Origin of the sequence: Streptomyces sp. NPDC048191, assembly GCF_040652655.1 — a bacterium.
Taxonomy (GTDB): Bacteria; Actinomycetota; Actinomycetes; order Streptomycetales; family Streptomycetaceae; genus Streptomyces.
The window spans coordinates 54,960-69,481 of sequence record NZ_JBEZMO010000019.1 but is presented as its reverse complement, the minus strand read 5'-3'; the positions used below and the strand labels follow the sequence as shown (position 1 = coordinate 69,481).

The 14,522-nt window shown below is 71.9% G+C and carries 10 protein-coding genes and 1 pseudogene; 6 read left to right on the top strand and 5 right to left on the bottom strand.

The window, feature by feature from the left end; genetic code table 11:
- Window positions 1-30 precede the first annotated feature (30 nt).
- The 3 genes from AB0D93_RS27675 to AB0D93_RS27665 form a co-directional block, all read right to left on the bottom strand.
- Window positions 31-1,239 carry an Ig-like domain-containing protein gene (locus AB0D93_RS27675; protein ID WP_362124683.1) on the bottom strand — a complete coding sequence of 403 codons (1,209 nt, stop codon included), beginning with the start codon at window positions 1,237-1,239 and terminating at the stop codon, window positions 31-33.
- A 252-nt stretch (window positions 1,240-1,491) separates the two neighbouring features.
- Window positions 1,492-2,583 carry an alpha/beta hydrolase gene (locus AB0D93_RS27670; RefSeq protein ID WP_362124527.1) on the bottom strand — a complete coding sequence of 364 codons (1,092 nt, stop codon included), beginning with the start codon at window positions 2,581-2,583 and terminating at the stop codon, window positions 1,492-1,494.
- 101 nt (window positions 2,584-2,684) lie between these two features.
- Window positions 2,685-2,885 (bottom strand): hypothetical protein, encoded by a 201-nt coding sequence (locus AB0D93_RS27665; RefSeq protein WP_362124524.1) that lies wholly within the window; start codon window positions 2,883-2,885, stop codon window positions 2,685-2,687.
- Window positions 2,886-3,208: 323 nt separating this feature from the next.
- On the opposite strand from AB0D93_RS27665, the gene AB0D93_RS27660 reads away from it, so the two are divergent.
- From AB0D93_RS27660 to AB0D93_RS27645, 4 genes and pseudogenes are all read left to right on the top strand, one after another.
- Window positions 3,209-4,654 carry a gluconokinase, GntK/IdnK-type gene (locus tag AB0D93_RS27660; RefSeq protein ID WP_362124521.1) on the top strand — a complete coding sequence of 482 codons (1,446 nt, stop codon included), beginning with the start codon at window positions 3,209-3,211 and terminating at the stop codon, window positions 4,652-4,654.
- A gap of 88 nt (window positions 4,655-4,742) precedes the next feature.
- Window positions 4,743-5,984 (top strand): D-mannonate dehydratase ManD, encoded by a 1,242-nt coding sequence (gene manD, locus AB0D93_RS27655; protein WP_362124518.1) that lies wholly within the window; start codon window positions 4,743-4,745, stop codon window positions 5,982-5,984.
- Window positions 5,985-6,088: 104 nt separating this feature from the next.
- Window positions 6,089-6,569: pseudogene (locus AB0D93_RS27650) on the top strand (hypothetical protein); the annotation flags it as partial.
- A gap of 520 nt (window positions 6,570-7,089) precedes the next feature.
- A complete protein-coding gene (locus AB0D93_RS27645; protein ID WP_362124515.1) occupies window positions 7,090-8,091 on the top strand; it encodes a pyridoxamine 5'-phosphate oxidase family protein in 1,002 nt (333 codons plus the stop codon).
- A gap of 130 nt (window positions 8,092-8,221) precedes the next feature.
- Here AB0D93_RS27645 and AB0D93_RS27640 read toward each other — a convergent pair whose 3' ends face one another.
- Together AB0D93_RS27640 and AB0D93_RS27635 are read right to left on the bottom strand one after the other, a co-directional pair.
- Entirely contained in the window at window positions 8,222-9,931 is a 1,710-nt protein-coding gene (locus tag AB0D93_RS27640) for an MFS transporter (protein WP_362124512.1), read from the bottom strand.
- A 373-nt stretch (window positions 9,932-10,304) separates the two neighbouring features.
- Window positions 10,305-11,504: a cytochrome P450 gene (locus AB0D93_RS27635; RefSeq protein WP_362124509.1), complete on the bottom strand. Its 1,200-nt coding sequence runs from the start codon at window positions 11,502-11,504 to the stop codon at window positions 10,305-10,307.
- Window positions 11,505-11,750: 246 nt separating this feature from the next.
- Here AB0D93_RS27635 and AB0D93_RS27630 point away from each other — a divergent pair, with 246 nt between their 5' ends.
- The gene (locus AB0D93_RS27630) at window positions 11,751-12,584 is read left to right on the top strand and encodes an SDR family NAD(P)-dependent oxidoreductase (protein WP_362124506.1); all 834 of its coding nucleotides are present in this window, start codon (window positions 11,751-11,753) and stop codon (window positions 12,582-12,584) included.
- A 118-nt stretch (window positions 12,585-12,702) separates the two neighbouring features.
- Complete coding sequence (locus AB0D93_RS27625) at window positions 12,703-14,289, top strand: Na+/H+ antiporter (protein ID WP_362124503.1); 1,587 nt, start codon at window positions 12,703-12,705, stop codon at window positions 14,287-14,289.
- Window positions 14,290-14,522 lie beyond the last annotated feature (233 nt).

Sequence of the window (14,522 nt, the reverse complement as noted above, 5' to 3'; positions counted from 1 at the left end):
GGCAAACCGATAAGCGGTCGCCTCAGGGGGTCACGGCGTCGCGCTGCCCGCGACCCACTCGCTCCACGGCATGTTCCAGTCGCTGAGGCCGTTGTCCGGGGCCAGCGCGGTCTTGTCCTCGGAGTTCTTGACGATCACGACGTCACCGGTCATCGAGTGGTCGAAGAACCACGCGGCGGGCTGCCTGGCGTCGCCGCCGCCCTTGACGTCCTTCAGGCCCACGCAGCCGTGGCTGGTGTTGACCTTGCCGAAGACCGAGTCGGCACCCCAGTAGTTGCCGTGGATGAACGTGCCCGAGTCGGTCAGGCGCATGGCGTGCGGTACGGCGCCGATGTCGTACGCGGGCTTGCCGTCCTTCTTCTTGAGGCCGACGCTCGCACCGTTCATGTGGATCTGCCGGTACTTCTCGGAGATGACCATCCGGCCGTTGTACGTCGGGTGCTCGGGGCTGCCGGACGAGATCGGGACGGTCTTGATCGTCTTGCCGTCCCGTACGACGGTCATCTGCTTCGTCCTGGCGTCGACGGTGCTGATCTGGCTCCGGCCGATCTTGAACGTGACCGTCTTCCGGATGCCGTGGCGGGTGAGCTCGACGGTGACCGTGGAGCCGGGCTTCCAGTAGTTCTCGGGCCGGAAGTCCAGGCGGTGGTCGTTGAACCAGTGACCGACGACCCGCTGGCCGCTGCTGGAGCTGACCTGGATCTCCGACTGCACGGCGGCCTTGTCGCCGATCGCCTTGTCGAAGTCGAACGTCACCGGCATGCCCACGCCGACGGTCGAGCCGTCCTCGGGGGAGAGGTGGCCGATGAAGTCGTTGGCCGGGGAGACCGTGGTGATCGTGGCGTTCCCGGTGACGGCACGGCCCTTGGCGTCCTCGGCCTCCGCGGCGACCTGGTACCTGGTGGCCCGCTCCAGCCGGCCGTCCGGCTTCCAGGACGTGCCGTCCGCGGACAGGGTGCCCGGGATCTCGGTGCCGGTCGCGACGGCGGTCATGGTCACCTTGGTGAGCTTGCCGTCGCTGACGGTGACCGCGACGGGGCCGTTGATCCCGACGGCGTAGGCACCTTGCCCGGGCGTGATCGTTATTCGGGCGTCGGAAGCGTCCTGGGCACCCGCCTGATCCGCCTGCGTCTGCGGTTTCGGGTGGTCCCCGGTGCCGTTGCCGCTGGTGGCAGCGTTGCTGGTACCGCCGAGGGCCGTGAGGGCGAGTACGCCGCCGAGGGCGCCCGCCGTAGCCATCAGTCCGGTGCGTCGCTTACGTGCCGTGATCAAACGCTTCTCCCATGCCACTGGTCGTCGAGTCCGTGGAACCGGTCACCGGCGGAGTACCACCGGCGCCAAAGAGCCACTTTTACGCATTCATCCCTCTTAAGGGAGAGAATTGTGGCGGATTCCACGCGTGGCGAGAGCCTCGCCGAGGCGCCTGCCCGGGGCTGCCCGGGGGCGGAACCGGCGCGGCACCGAGGCAGCGGCGGTGCAGCGGCGGAGGAGTCAGCGAGACGCCGCGGCCGATGCCGCCGTGAGCCTGTCCACGGCCGTCGCGACCGCCTCGGGACTGGAGATCATCGTCAGGTGCCGGGCGCCCGGGACGAGCGTCGCGGGTGGTGCGCCGATGCGCCGGGCGGTCTCCTGCGGCGTCCGCCGGCTGAAGACGTCGTCCTGGGCACCGAACACCACCGACTTGGGCAGACGCACCCCGGCGAGCCGGGCCACCCGGTCCGCGGGCAGACCCGGCACACCCGCGGCCAGCATGCTCCAGAGCGCGCCCTCCGCGCCCGGCACCCGGAGCGGGCGTCGCCACTGATCGACACCGGCGGCGTCCAGACGCGGACAGGCGGGGCCGCACTGTGCGTCGTACACGCTGCGGATCACCGCGTCGATGCCGAGCCCGAGCCTCAGCAGCGTGGTGCGGTACGGGTCGATGAGCACGTACCTGAAGGCCGGCGGCGGCCCCGCACCCGTGTCCAGGGCGTCACCGTCGAGGAGCATCACGCCCCCCAGCCGGCCAGGGGCCCGCAGCGCCGCCTCCGTGACCACGGCGGCTCCACTGGAGTGCCCCACCAGCAGCGGGCGCTCGCCCGGCCCGCCGAGGTGCATGGCGTCCAGGAAGCCCAGGAGCTGCCGGGTGAAATGGTCGACGGTGTACGGGCCGTGGCGCTCGCTGTATCCGTCGCCCGTCAGGTCGAGCGCGTACACCCGGTGGTCACGGGCGAGCAGCGGGGCGAGGCGCGACCAGGTGTCCACAGACTCGAAGGCGCCGTGCACCAGGACGACCGGCGGGCCCGCCGTACCCCAGGTCTGGTAGCGCGTGCGGATGTCGGCGGCCTGCACGTATCTGAGCCCCCGCGGCGGCGCGGCGCGCCGGGCCGTGACGCCGTTGTAGACGAACGAGGCCGCTGTGACGACCACGAGCGCGACGGCACAGACCAGCGCGGCGCGCCGCAGCCAGCGCCGCAGCCGGGAGCGGAGTGGCCGGTGTGCCTGCCGGGCCGGGAGCGACGGCGGAGCGGACGCCGGACGGGCGCCCGCGTCTCCGTCTCCGTCTCCGTCCCGGGCTCCGGTTCGGTGAAGATCAGCTGTCACGGCCCACAGCATCGCCCATGGCACACCCGCGGTCGACCTGCTGAGGGAGCCATCGCGACTACTCCGCCGGGTGTAGGGGAGTGCGGGGCGCCGCCGGTGCCTCAGAGCAGCGGCGGAAGGCTCACGAGGGCCGCGCCGCTCGCTCCGAGCGCTGCCAGGAGTGTGGCCGGCCAGTTGCGGCACTGCGCGTACGTCAGCAGTCCCGTCAGCAGTCCCGCCACCACCGAGGCCAGGAGGATGAGCGCCCAGCGCAGTGACAACCGCTCCGGCGGTGGCGTGGGCGGCGGGGTCTGTTCGGGCATACGGCTCTCCTGCGGCTGCGTCGGAGCGGGACGAGGCAGCCCTGCGTCAGCTGCCGCGCGCCGATACCGGCCCGGCGACGGCACGTGCCCCCTCGCCCTGGCCGATCCTCGGTATCACCGGAACGCTTCGAATGAGCGACCACCGTACGCAGGTGAGCGAGATCAGAAAAGGCTTCTGATGCCCCATCGATCGCCATGGGGTGCGTGCGGGGGCGTTCACAGGCGGAAGCGCGCTCCGGTGTGCGCCCCCGAGGCCTTTTGTGCTCCCGGGGGCGGTGCACGGACGGCTGACCAACTCGCCGCTGTGATTTAGCGTCCTCGCCATGACTGGTCCCGAAGCCGACCCGATCGAAGGTCCCGAGGACGCGTCACGGGGGTCCACCGCCAAGGTGGTGGAACAACTGGGCTGCCAGATCGTGGAAGGCGACAAGCCCCGCGATCACCACCTCACCGTGGACGCCGTCACGCATGAGTTCGACATCACCCGGCCCATGGCCCGCGAGGTCCTGCAGACACTCCACCAGAAGGGCCTGGTCAATCTGCAGCCACGGGTCGGGGCGACCGTTCAGCCGCTGGAACGGTGGGACCTGTTGGACCCCGACGTGATCGCCTGGCGTCTGGAGGTGGCCCCCGACAGCCAGATGCGGTCACTCACCGAGTTGCGGGAGGTGATCGAGCCGCGGGCGGCCAGGCTGGCCGCGCTGAGCCGGTCCGCGGAGATCTGCCACGACCTGACCGGCCACGCCCGCACCCTGCTCGCCCTGAGCCGGGACCCGGACTTCGCGCAACCGCGGGAGGGCGCGGCCATCCGGCAGCGCTTCCGGGACGTGGACGCGGCCTTCCACCGGACCCTCCTCGCCGGCTCGCGCAACGAGCTGTTCCTGCGCCTCTCCCATCCGGTCGTCATGGCGCTGAACCACCGGATCGACCGGGACTGGGCAGGCGCTCACCAGGAGTCCGTGGTCACGCCGGCGCGGGCCGTCGTCGGTGCCGACGACGTCCAGCGGTACCCGACCCGGCCGGAGCCGATCGCCATGTGGCTGCACATGGGGCTGGCGTACGCCGTCGACCAGGGGCTCGCCACGGCCGCCGAGGCGTTCGCGGAGGCCCTGCTCGCCGAGATCCGAAGCGGGCGACTGCACGATCCCGGCGTGCGCGACCGACTGCGGGCCGGTCTCGAGCAGTTCAACGTGAGCGGCCTGCCGTCCGCTCATCGGGCCGGCTTCCAGGACGCCATGGCCGCCTTGTGCCACGCCCGTCGTGCCCCCGTCGTCGTCATGGGGGTCAGCGGATGCGGCAAGACCACCGTGGGCCGGTACCTGGCGGACTCGCTCAGGGTGCCGTTCGAAGAGGGTGATCGCTTCCATCCCCGGCGCAACGTGGAGGCCATGGAGAACCGCACCGCTCTCGACGACCGCACCCGCAGTCCGTGGCTGGCCGCCGTCGCGGGCCGTATGCGCAGGGCGGGCGCGGAGGAAGGGCTGGTGATCACCTGCTCGGCCCTCAGACGCATCTACCGCGAACTGCTTCGGGTGGCCCGGCCCGACGCGTTCTTCGTGCACCTGACGATCGAACAGGACGAGGCCACGTCCCGCGTGGCGAACCGGACCTCGCACTTCATGCCCGCCTCGCTGGTGTCGTCACAGTTCGAGGACCTGGAACCACTGGAGGACGACGAGGCCGGGACGACCATCGACGCCACCCTGCCGGTCGAGCGCATCGTCGCCGAGGTGCAGACCGAACTGGCCCGGCGCACCTGGAGCCGCTGACACACGGAGCGATCACGGTGCGCTGCGCCGGCCGTCGCCGTAGGCACCGAGCAGACCGGCCGAACCGACCCGAAGAGGGGGATCCACCATGCAGATCGTGTCCGCCGAGGTGATCGTCACCAGCCCGGGACGGAACTTCGTGACCCTGCGCATCACCACCGAGGACGGCGTCGTCGGACTCGGCGACGCCACGCTCAACGGCCGCGAGCTGGCCGTCCAGGCCTACCTGGACGGCCATGTCGTGCCCCTGCTCCTGGGGAGGGACGCCTCCCGCATCGAGGACACCTGGCAGTACCTCTACCGGGGTGCGTACTGGCGGCGCGGCCCCGTGACCATGGCGGCCATCGCGGCCGTGGACACGGCGCTGTGGGACATCAAGGCCAAGTACGCCGGCATGCCCCTCTACCAGCTCCTCGGCGGAGCGTCCCGCACCGGCGCGCTCGCCTACGGACACGCCTCCGGCCGCGACGTGCCCGAACTGCTGGACTCCATACGCGCACACCGCGAGCAGGGCTTCCGCGCCCTCCGCGTGCAGACCGGGATCCCCGGCTTCGACTCGGTGTACGGCGTGGCCGCCTCCAGCGCCGGCGGCGGGGAGCGCTACGACTACGAGCCCGCCCGCCGCACCGCCGGTGACCGGCTCCGGCCCACCGTCGAGACCTGGGACACGCGCGCCTACCTACGGCACCTGCCCACCGTCTTCGAGGCCGTGCGGGCGGAGTTCGGTCCCGAGCTGCCGCTGCTGCACGACGGACACCACCGGATGACGCCGATCGAGGCCGCCCGACTGGGCAAGGCCCTTGAACCGTACGACCTGTTCTGGCTGGAGGACGCCACGCCCGCGGAGGACCAGTCGGCGCTGCGCCTGATCCGGCAGCACACGACGACACCGCTGGCGATCGGCGAGGTCTTCAACTCCGTCCACGACTACACCACGTTGCTGAGCGAGCGGCTGATCGACTACGTGCGCTCCGCGGTGACCCACACCGGCGGTGTCACCGCGATGAAGAAGCTGCTCGACCTCGCGGCCGTCCACGGCGTCAGGTCCGGGATGCACGGCCCCACCGACATCTCCCCGGTGGGCATGGCAGCCGCACTCCATCTCGACCTCGCCGTGCACAACTTCGGCATCCAGGAGTACATGCGGCACTCCGAGCGGACCTTGGAGGTGTTCCGGACCTCCTACCGGTTCGAGGAGGGGCTGCTGCACCCGAGCGACGCCCCGGGGCTCGGCGTGGAACTCGACCTCGAAGCCGCCCGCCACTTCCCGTACCGGCAGGCCTACTTGCCGGTCAACACGTTGCACGACGGGACCGTGCACGACTGGTGAGGCCAGAGGCCCCGGGTAGCGACCCGAGCTCCTAGTGCCGCCTCCCCGGCGCGGTCCGCTCGACTCCCTCCCGGCCGAAGGCAGCGTCGCCGCCGGAGCGCCGGTCGGCCGGCTGGGGCGGCGACCCCGCAAGCTGTGCCGTGATCGCCCCGGGGACCGCCGTACTCCCCGGCGGGTGTGGCGAGTTCGGCCGGGTCGGTGAGGCCGCGGGCCGGGCCCTCGCCGCCCACGCCCGGGCCCCGCGGTACGGGCAGCTCAGCAACTGCCTGCGTGCTCTCGCCCGTTTCCTGGCCCGGCAACCGGGTTCGCGAGGGCCCGGCCGCCGCCCTCGCCCTCCTCGCCGGCGCGGGCAGGAGCGCCGACGAGGACCACGCCGGCGCGTGGGCCGAGTGCGTCCGCCTCGCGGGTGCGGTGGAGGACATCCGCCTCGAACGCCCCGCGCCGCCCGACCGCCTCGACACGGCGGTCTCCTGGGCCCGTCGAACGCCGACGGCGCCGGGCTCGCCGTCGTGTCGCGGGGACGGGCCCGGCAGCACCGGAGCCGTCCTTCCCGGTCTCCGGTACGGCGATGGCGGCGATTCGTGACCTACCGCCCTGAACCGTGATCCTCCCGGCCGCGGACAGTGCCGCAGGAATCGGGGGTTTGCGGATGCACCGGGCAGTGGCCCCTTGTGCATCCGCCTTCGCCGGGTAGGGTCTGAGACCGGCTCGGCCGGGCGGTCGTGCCTGTTGGACGGTGAGGCTGTGTGGCCCGGGCCGGAAACTCGGCCCGTGTGGCTCGGACTTCCGGCTGTCTGCCCGCGGAGGTGGCATGGAGCGACAGGCTGCTCACCGGCTGAACCCGGGGCCCACGAGCCCCACTTCGGCGGTCTTCGACGGCTTGGCGAACGGGACGGGCGGTGAGCTGCCCGAGGCCGGGGGACGGGTCGGCTCGTGGCACGCTCGTGACGCCGTCCGTCCGGACTCCCGGCCGTGATCCACGGCGGGGCCGGCACCCCTGCGCGGGCCGGTCTCCCCCCTGGCGGTCACGGCACGGCTCCGCCGTAGAACCGGTCGCGGCCACGCCCGGCCACGGCACCAGCGTCTGAAGGAGACACAGAGGAACGTGGACGGTCACCTGAACCTGGACGGGCACCCCGGCGGGGACCGGAACGAGGACCTGGGCCGAGAGCCTGCCCCGGACCCCGCCACGGGGCGGCGTGGCGGGACGGAGCCGGGTCCCGACGGGAGGGACGCGTCCCGCCCGGGAGCGGACCCGGGGCCGGCGCGGGCCGGGCAGGACGGCGAAGGGGCGGTCGCGCCCGGTGCCACGGGCGCCGGCCCGGTTCGTGGCGACGACGGCACTCCGATCCAGCACCAGCGGCTCCACGTGCCGGACGCCCGCCGCGTCCGGCCCCCCTCCCGCCCCGACCGCCCCGGCAGTGACGGCGAGCACCGGCTCCAGGAACGCATGGGCACCACGGACCGCGCCGACAAGTTCTACGACGAGCAGGTGCTCGACCGGCTCAACCCGCGGATGCGGGAGTTCGCGGCGCGGCAGGAGATGTTCTTCCTCGCCACCTCCGACCGCCACGGGGAGTGCGACAACACCTTCCGGGCCGGCCCTCCCGGCTTCGTGCAGGTCCTCGACGACAGGACGCTGGCCTACCCCGAGTACCGAGGCAACGGTGTCCTCGCCAGCCTCGGCAACATCCAGGAGAACCCGCACGTCGGCATCCTCATGATCGACTTCCTGCGGGACCGCATCGGGCTCCACGTCAACGGCCGGGCCCGGGTCCTCGCCGACGAGGAGATGCGCCGCGAACGCCCGGACCTGCCGGTCGATCCCGTGCCCGGCCGCCGTGCCCGGCTGTGGGTGGAGGTCACGGTGGAGGAGGCGTACGTCCACTGCGCCAAGCACATCCCGCATCTGCAGAAGGTGCCGGCACGCGGGGACCGCGCGTGGGGCACGGACGACTCCAGGCGCAAGGGCGGTGACTTCTTCGGCGCGGCGGCCGAGGCGGCCGGCCGCGCTCCCGACGAGCGCCCGCACCGCGAGGCGGGCGAGCCGCCGTCGAGGGCGTCGATCCCGGCCCACGCCGCCCGGCCGGCCGGAAGGGCCTGGTGACCGGAGTCGTCCGCACGCGGTCACGACCGAGTCGCCGGAGACCGGGTCTCCGCTGAGCGATCGCCGGCGCCGCAGCCCGGGTGGGCGGCGCAAGGGCCGCCCAGCCCGGGCTGGAGGGTGGCGGCGGTGGTCAGTCGCCCTCTTCCGCGAGCGCCGCCAGTTCACGGTCCACGGCGCGCTGGTGCTCCATCGCCTCGTCACGGGCCTTGCGCGGGCTCCAGCGGCCGGACATGACGAAGATGAACGGCAGGAAGACCAGCTGTCCGGCGACACAGATCAGCCACCAGGTGCGCCACTGTTCGGGGCCCTGGGCCGCGGCGCTCTTCACCTGGGATCCGTAGCGTTGCAGCAGCGCCAACTGCGGCTGGGCCTTGCGCACGGTCGCCAGGCCTTCGCCACCGACCTCACGCGCCGCCTGCGCCGCCAGTGCCGGCGGGACGGCGTTCGGGGGGTACGCCTCCAGTTTGGCGAACAGGCGCGGGTGCGCGTCGATGACGGCGAGAGCGGGGGCGGCCTGGACCGTTGCGGCCTTCACCTGGGCGCCGTGCTCGACCAGTGGCGTGGCCGACGTCACCACGACCGGGACGAACGCCGTGGAGATCGCGACCACGGCCCGGATGATCCATCCCCACACGGCCAGACCGGTGGCCGTGGCGGCCGGGTTGTGCTTCTCCACGGTCTCGGTGAAGCTCGCCATCCAGGGTGCGTAGGCGACTCCGGTGAGCACACCGATGGCGACGAAGAGCGCGGCAAAGGTGTAGTAACCGGTGTGCGGGTCCGTGGCGTGCAGGGCGAAGAGGGTGGTCACCGCGATCGAGCCGATGGCGCCGACGATCATGAACGGCTTACGCACCTTCAGCTTGTCGGAGAGCAGCCCGGCCGCCACCAGTGCCACCGCGTTGGCTGCCCAGTACCAGTTGGCCAGGCCGTTGGTGCGCTGTTCGCTGTAGCCGAAGGTCGCGGCGAAGTAGACGACGAAGTTTCCTACGGCGCCGAAGTAGAGGAGGAGGAAGAGGCTGACGGCCGTGGCCGAGCCGACGACGTCCAGCCGCAGCATCTGCCGCCAGTGGCCCGCGGTCGCCGTCCTCGGATCCGTGCCCTTGGCCCGCGCTTCGACGAGCGCACGGTCGCGGAGGCTGACCATGATCTGGTCGCGCAGCCGGGGCGACAGCTCGCGCAGTCCGAACAGCGCCATCACGAAGACGGCGAGCCCGGCCCAGCCGGAGTAGCGCAGCTCGTCCTGCCAGCCGGCGAAGGACAGGGTGCTGCTGGTGACGACGGTGACGACCAGGCTCCCGATGACCGGGCCCATGGTCCAGTAGCCCATCGCGGTGGCGCGGCCCAACTGGGGGGAGAAGTCCCGGATCAGTGCCGGCGTGGCCACCAGCACGATGCCCTCGATGAAGCTGAGGGCGGCGAAGAGCACCAGGTAGGTCGCCTTGTCAGGGGCGTTGGGCAGGCCGAGGAGGCTGAGCAGGGCGGCGATGAGCAGCCCGTAGACCACCATGTTGGCCCGGCCCCAGCGGTCGGCGAGGCCCGCCACGAGCGAGGCGAAGGCACCGATCGCGTTGCCGATGACGGAGACCCACACGAAGTAGCCGTAGGTCATGTGGAAGTGCGTGATGATCGACGTGGCGACCGCGTACTGCACGTAGAGGGCGTAGTACAGGACCACGGTGGTCAGCACCACGATCGCCAGGTACGCCATCCGGCGTGAGGTGACGGGGTAGTGGTTCAGCTCGCGGCGCCACAGGCGGGCGGCGCGGCGGGGGGTTTCCGGCGCGTCGGTGTCGGCCGGTCTGAGCTCGGTGTCGTCGGTCGAAGCAGGCCTGGCAGTCATGCGGCGGCTCCTGGGGGCGGGCCCATGGGCCCGGTGCGGTGGGTGCGGACAGTGCACGCCTTGCGGCGCGGCGGGCACGAGCACTGTTCGGCCGGGTGGGCCGAACCCCGGGGTCTCGGTGTCCAGACGGGGGAGGTGTGCGCTGAGGCTAGTACCGACCAGTCGGTACGACCTAGGGGTGTGCACGGCGTTGCCGAAACGTGACCTTGCGCCGGAGGGATTGCGGTGGCCCGGAGACGCCGGCGGGGCGTCGCGCCGCATGTCGTCAGGAAGCGGTGGCGCGGTGCTGCCCGGGCCCGTCAGAGGCCGGCCGCACACCGCCGGCGGCCGGGACCTCCCACTCGCGGCGGCCGCGCTCCCCGTGAAGGTGAGGTCAGCCCTTCCACCGCACCGGCAGCTGACGCGGGCCACGGATGAGCATGCCGTGACGCCAGGTCAGGGCGGCCGGGTGGGCGTCGAGTGCGAGGTCGGGGCAGCGCTCCAGCAGGGCGTGGACCGCGATCCGGGCCTCCAGCCGGGCTAGCGGCGCGCCGAGGCAGTAGTGGATGCCGTGGCCGAAGGCGACGTGGCCGCCCGCGGACCGCCGGATGTCGAAGCGGCCGGGGTCGGGGAAGCGCGCCGGGTCGTGGTTCGCGTCGGCCAGGGCCACGAGGACCAGCTCACCCCCGCCGGGGATGACCGTCGTGCCGATCTCGACCGGCTCGGTGGTGAACCTGAACGTCGGCGTCTCCACCGGCCCGTCGTAGCGCAGCATCTCCTCCACCGCGTTGTCCATGAGCGTCATGTCCTGGCGCAGTGCGGTGAGTTGGTCCGGATGGGTCAGCAGGGCCAGTACGCCGTTGGAGATCAGATTGACCGTGGTCTCGTGCCCGGCGACCAGCAACAGCCAGGCGGTACCCCGCAGTTCGTCCGGGGACAGCCGGTCCCCGTCCTCGTCGGTGGTACGGATCAGGGCGCTCATCAGGTCCTGGCCTGGGGCCCGGCGCTTGTGCTCCAGCAAGTCGGCGAGGTACGCGGCCACTTCGTCCGTCGCCGCCGACCGCGCCTTCGGGTCGGGGTCGGTGAGGATCGTGCCGGTCCAGGCGCGGAACGCGTCCCGGTCGAGCATCGGCACACCGAGCAGCTCGCAGATCACGGAGATCGGAAGCGGGAACGAGAGTGCCTCGACGAGATCGGCCCGCCCCTCCGGAAGCGCCACCATCGCGTCGAGCAACTCGTCGGTGATCTGCCGCACGCGCGGCGCGAGCTGCTCGATCCGGCGTGGCGTGAACTCGCGTACGACCAGCTTGCGCAGCCGCTCGTGGTCCGGTGGATCGGAGTTGAGCATGTGGGGGCCCGCGGAGGGACTGGGGATCGGAAAGGAAGGCGAGGCGTTCTTCCACAGCTTGGACAACCGCGGATCCACGAGCGCGGCCCGGCCGGCCTCGTGCCCGACCACGAGCCAGGCCTCCGTACCCTCTGGAATCCGCACCTTGTGGACGGGGCCGCGCTCCCGCAGTGCCGCGTAGACCGGATAGGGATCGCGGACGAAGTCCTCGCCCATCGCGACCAGATCGATCACCTCGGCTGCCATGGCCTGCCCCCGTCTCCCCGATTCGCCCGACGCTAGCAGTGGGCGGTGCCCGGGCGAAGGACGCATTCAGCCGAACCCGGGCGTCGCGTCCAGCGGGACCCACACCCGCCGGCGGAATGCGCGGAGGCGGTCCCGGACCCCGTGGTGCAAGCTTCGAAGAGCAGGCGGCGCCGCGCCGGTGGGCGGCGGCGCGAGGTTTGCGCCACCTCGGCCTGCCTCGGCCGGGACGACCTGTGAAAGGTGATCATGAGCGTGAGGGATCCGAGCGCCGGGCACGCGGAGGCCGCGGACCAGGGCGTCACGGAGGCAGGCGCCGGCGTCGCCGACGGCGATGCGCCATTGGCGGGATGCGCGGCGCTGGTGACGGGTGCGTCCAGCGGCATCGGTGCGGCCACCGCCCTGTCCCTGGCGGGGAGGGGCGCCGCCGTGGCCGTGGTCGCCCGCCGTACGGGACGGCTGGAGGACCTGGCCGCGGTGATCCGTGACCGGGGCGGGTCGTGCGGCGTTCTCACCGCTGACCTCGGCGACGCGGCCCAGGCACGCAGGGCCGTCGAGGACGCCGTGGATCGCTTCACCCGGTTGGACGTGCTCGTGAACAACGCCGGCCACGTGGCCATGGGCACCATCGGGGAGGGCGACCCCGCGGAGTGGGAGCGGATGGTCGACCTCAACTTCAACGCCGTCCTGCACCTGTCGCAGGCGGCGTTGCCCCACCTGCTGCGCGCGGCGGCGAACGGCCCGCGCGGGGTCGCCGATCTGGTGAACGTCAGCTCGGTCGGAGGCCGGGTGGTGCGGAGGAACAACGGTGTCTATTCGGCGACCAAGCACGCGGTGGGCGCGTTCAGCGAGGCCCTGCGCCAGGAGGTGACGGGAAGGGGCGTGCGGGTGGGGCTGGTCGAGCCGGGCATGACGAGGACGGAGATGGCGACCGGTCCCGGGGCCGCTGCCGCCCGTGGCATGCCGCAGGACGCCTGGTTGGAGGCGGAGGACATCGCCCGTGCCATCACCTTCATGATCACTCAGCCCGCGCATGTCGCGGTCAACGAGATCATGGTGCGCCCCACGGCCCAGGAACACTGAGCCTCCTGAGGACCGAGCGACGGCACCGTGTCGGCTGCGGCACGGTCCGATGTCGGTTACGTTGATAAAGCACCTGGTCAGAGGGTGGAAACTCACCGTAACCCACCGGGGGCGCGCCATGACCGGTCTGACCGTCGTCCTGCTGCTCGTGGTCCTGGCCACGGCCGTGGCGACGGGTGCCCGGCTCTGGAGCCTGCCCGCTCCGTCACTCCTCGTGATCGCCGGGCTGCTCGTGGGGCTGATGCCCTGGGTTCCCGAGGTCCGCCTGCCGCCTCAAGTGATCAACGTGCTGGTGCTGCCTCCACTGCTCTACGCGTCGGCCGGGGAGATCTCCGTCCGCGACCTGCGCACCGTGTGGAGACCCGTGAGCGGTCTGGTCTTCGGCCTGGTCATCGCCTCGGCCATCGTCGTCGCGTATGTGGCCGACGCGATCACTCCGCTCACCGCCGCGACCGCGCTCATCCTCGGCTCCGTCCTGGCCAGCACCGACCCCGTCGCCGTCACCGCGCTCGGCAGGCGTCTGTCCCTCCCCCCGGGCGTACAGGCCCTGGTGCAGGCGGAAAGCCTCTTCAACGACGCCACGTCGCTGGTCCTGTACAAGGTCGCCGTGGTCACCGCGGTCACCGGCAGCGCCATCAGCGTGCCCAGGACCGTAGGGCAGTTCCTGGTCCTCGCCGGCGGAGGAGCCCTCATGGGTGCGGCGGTCGCCGCGGTGGTGGCCCTGATCCGCAGACGGACCGACGACGCCATGCTGGAGACCGTCATCGCATTGGTGACTCCCTACGCCTCCTACGTCATCGCCGAGCAGTCGCACACCTCCGGCGTGACCGCCGTCATCGTGTCCGGGGTCGTCCTCGGCAGCACCGGCCACAAGCTCAGCGACGCCCCCGTCCGCCTCCAGGTCCACGCCGTGTACGACACCGTGACCTTCCTGCTGGAGAGCGTCGTGTTCGCCCTGATCGGCCTGGAGCTCCCCTCGACCGTCCGCCATCTCGCGCGCGACGAGCACGGCTGGCCGCTGTGGGTGCCGGTGATCGCCTTCACCCTGCTGGCGATCCGCCTGCTGTGGATCTTCCCGCTGTCCGCCCTGATCCACCACCGGCACCGGATCGGCGACAACCGCCTGTCCTGGCGCGTTCCGGCCGTCCTGTCCTGGGCGGGCACCCGGGGCGTCATGCCGCTCGCCGCCGCGCTCTCCATCCCCCTCGTCACCCACACAGGGGCGCCGCTGCCGCACCGGGCACTCATTCTCACGCTCACCACCGGGACCATCGCGGTCACCCTCGTCTTCCAGGGTTTCACCATGGCCCCTGTCGTCCGCCGCTCCGGCATCGCTCTGGAGCCGGAGCACACCGCCCGTGAGGAGGCGCAGACCCGCCGGCACATCGCCCACGCCGCTCTGGACGAGCTCAACCAGCTTGGCGATCTGGACGAGCTCGCCGACCTGGGTACCGCGGCGCAGGCCGCCTTGAAACAGGCCCGCCGACACCTGGAAGCGCGCATCCACCAGGTGGAAGACGCCCACTACACCGACCCGGACGCCCGTCCCGCCGACGCCTACCGCGAGATCCGCCGGACACTCATCGCCATCGAGGCGGCCGAGCTCCAGCGCCTCTACGAAGGGAACAAGATCAGCAACGCCACCCGGCGCCGGATCCAGCACGAACTCGACCTCGAAGAGGCCAGCCTCCGCCCCGGCGACTGACCGCCGCCCCCTGCTGCAGCCGGCCACCGAACCGAGCGAGTGACCGACCGCCATCCGGGTGTCCCCCGCGATCCGCGCGGTCACCCGCTCCCGCACCGCCGCCGAACGCGGCTGATGAGCCGTCGGACAGTGGTTCACCTGCCGGAGGCCGAACGCCATCGCGCGCGGGGCGAGGCCGAAGAAGCCTCCAGCGCGGCTGGTGAGCACCAACTCCCGCTGTTCCACGTAGACTT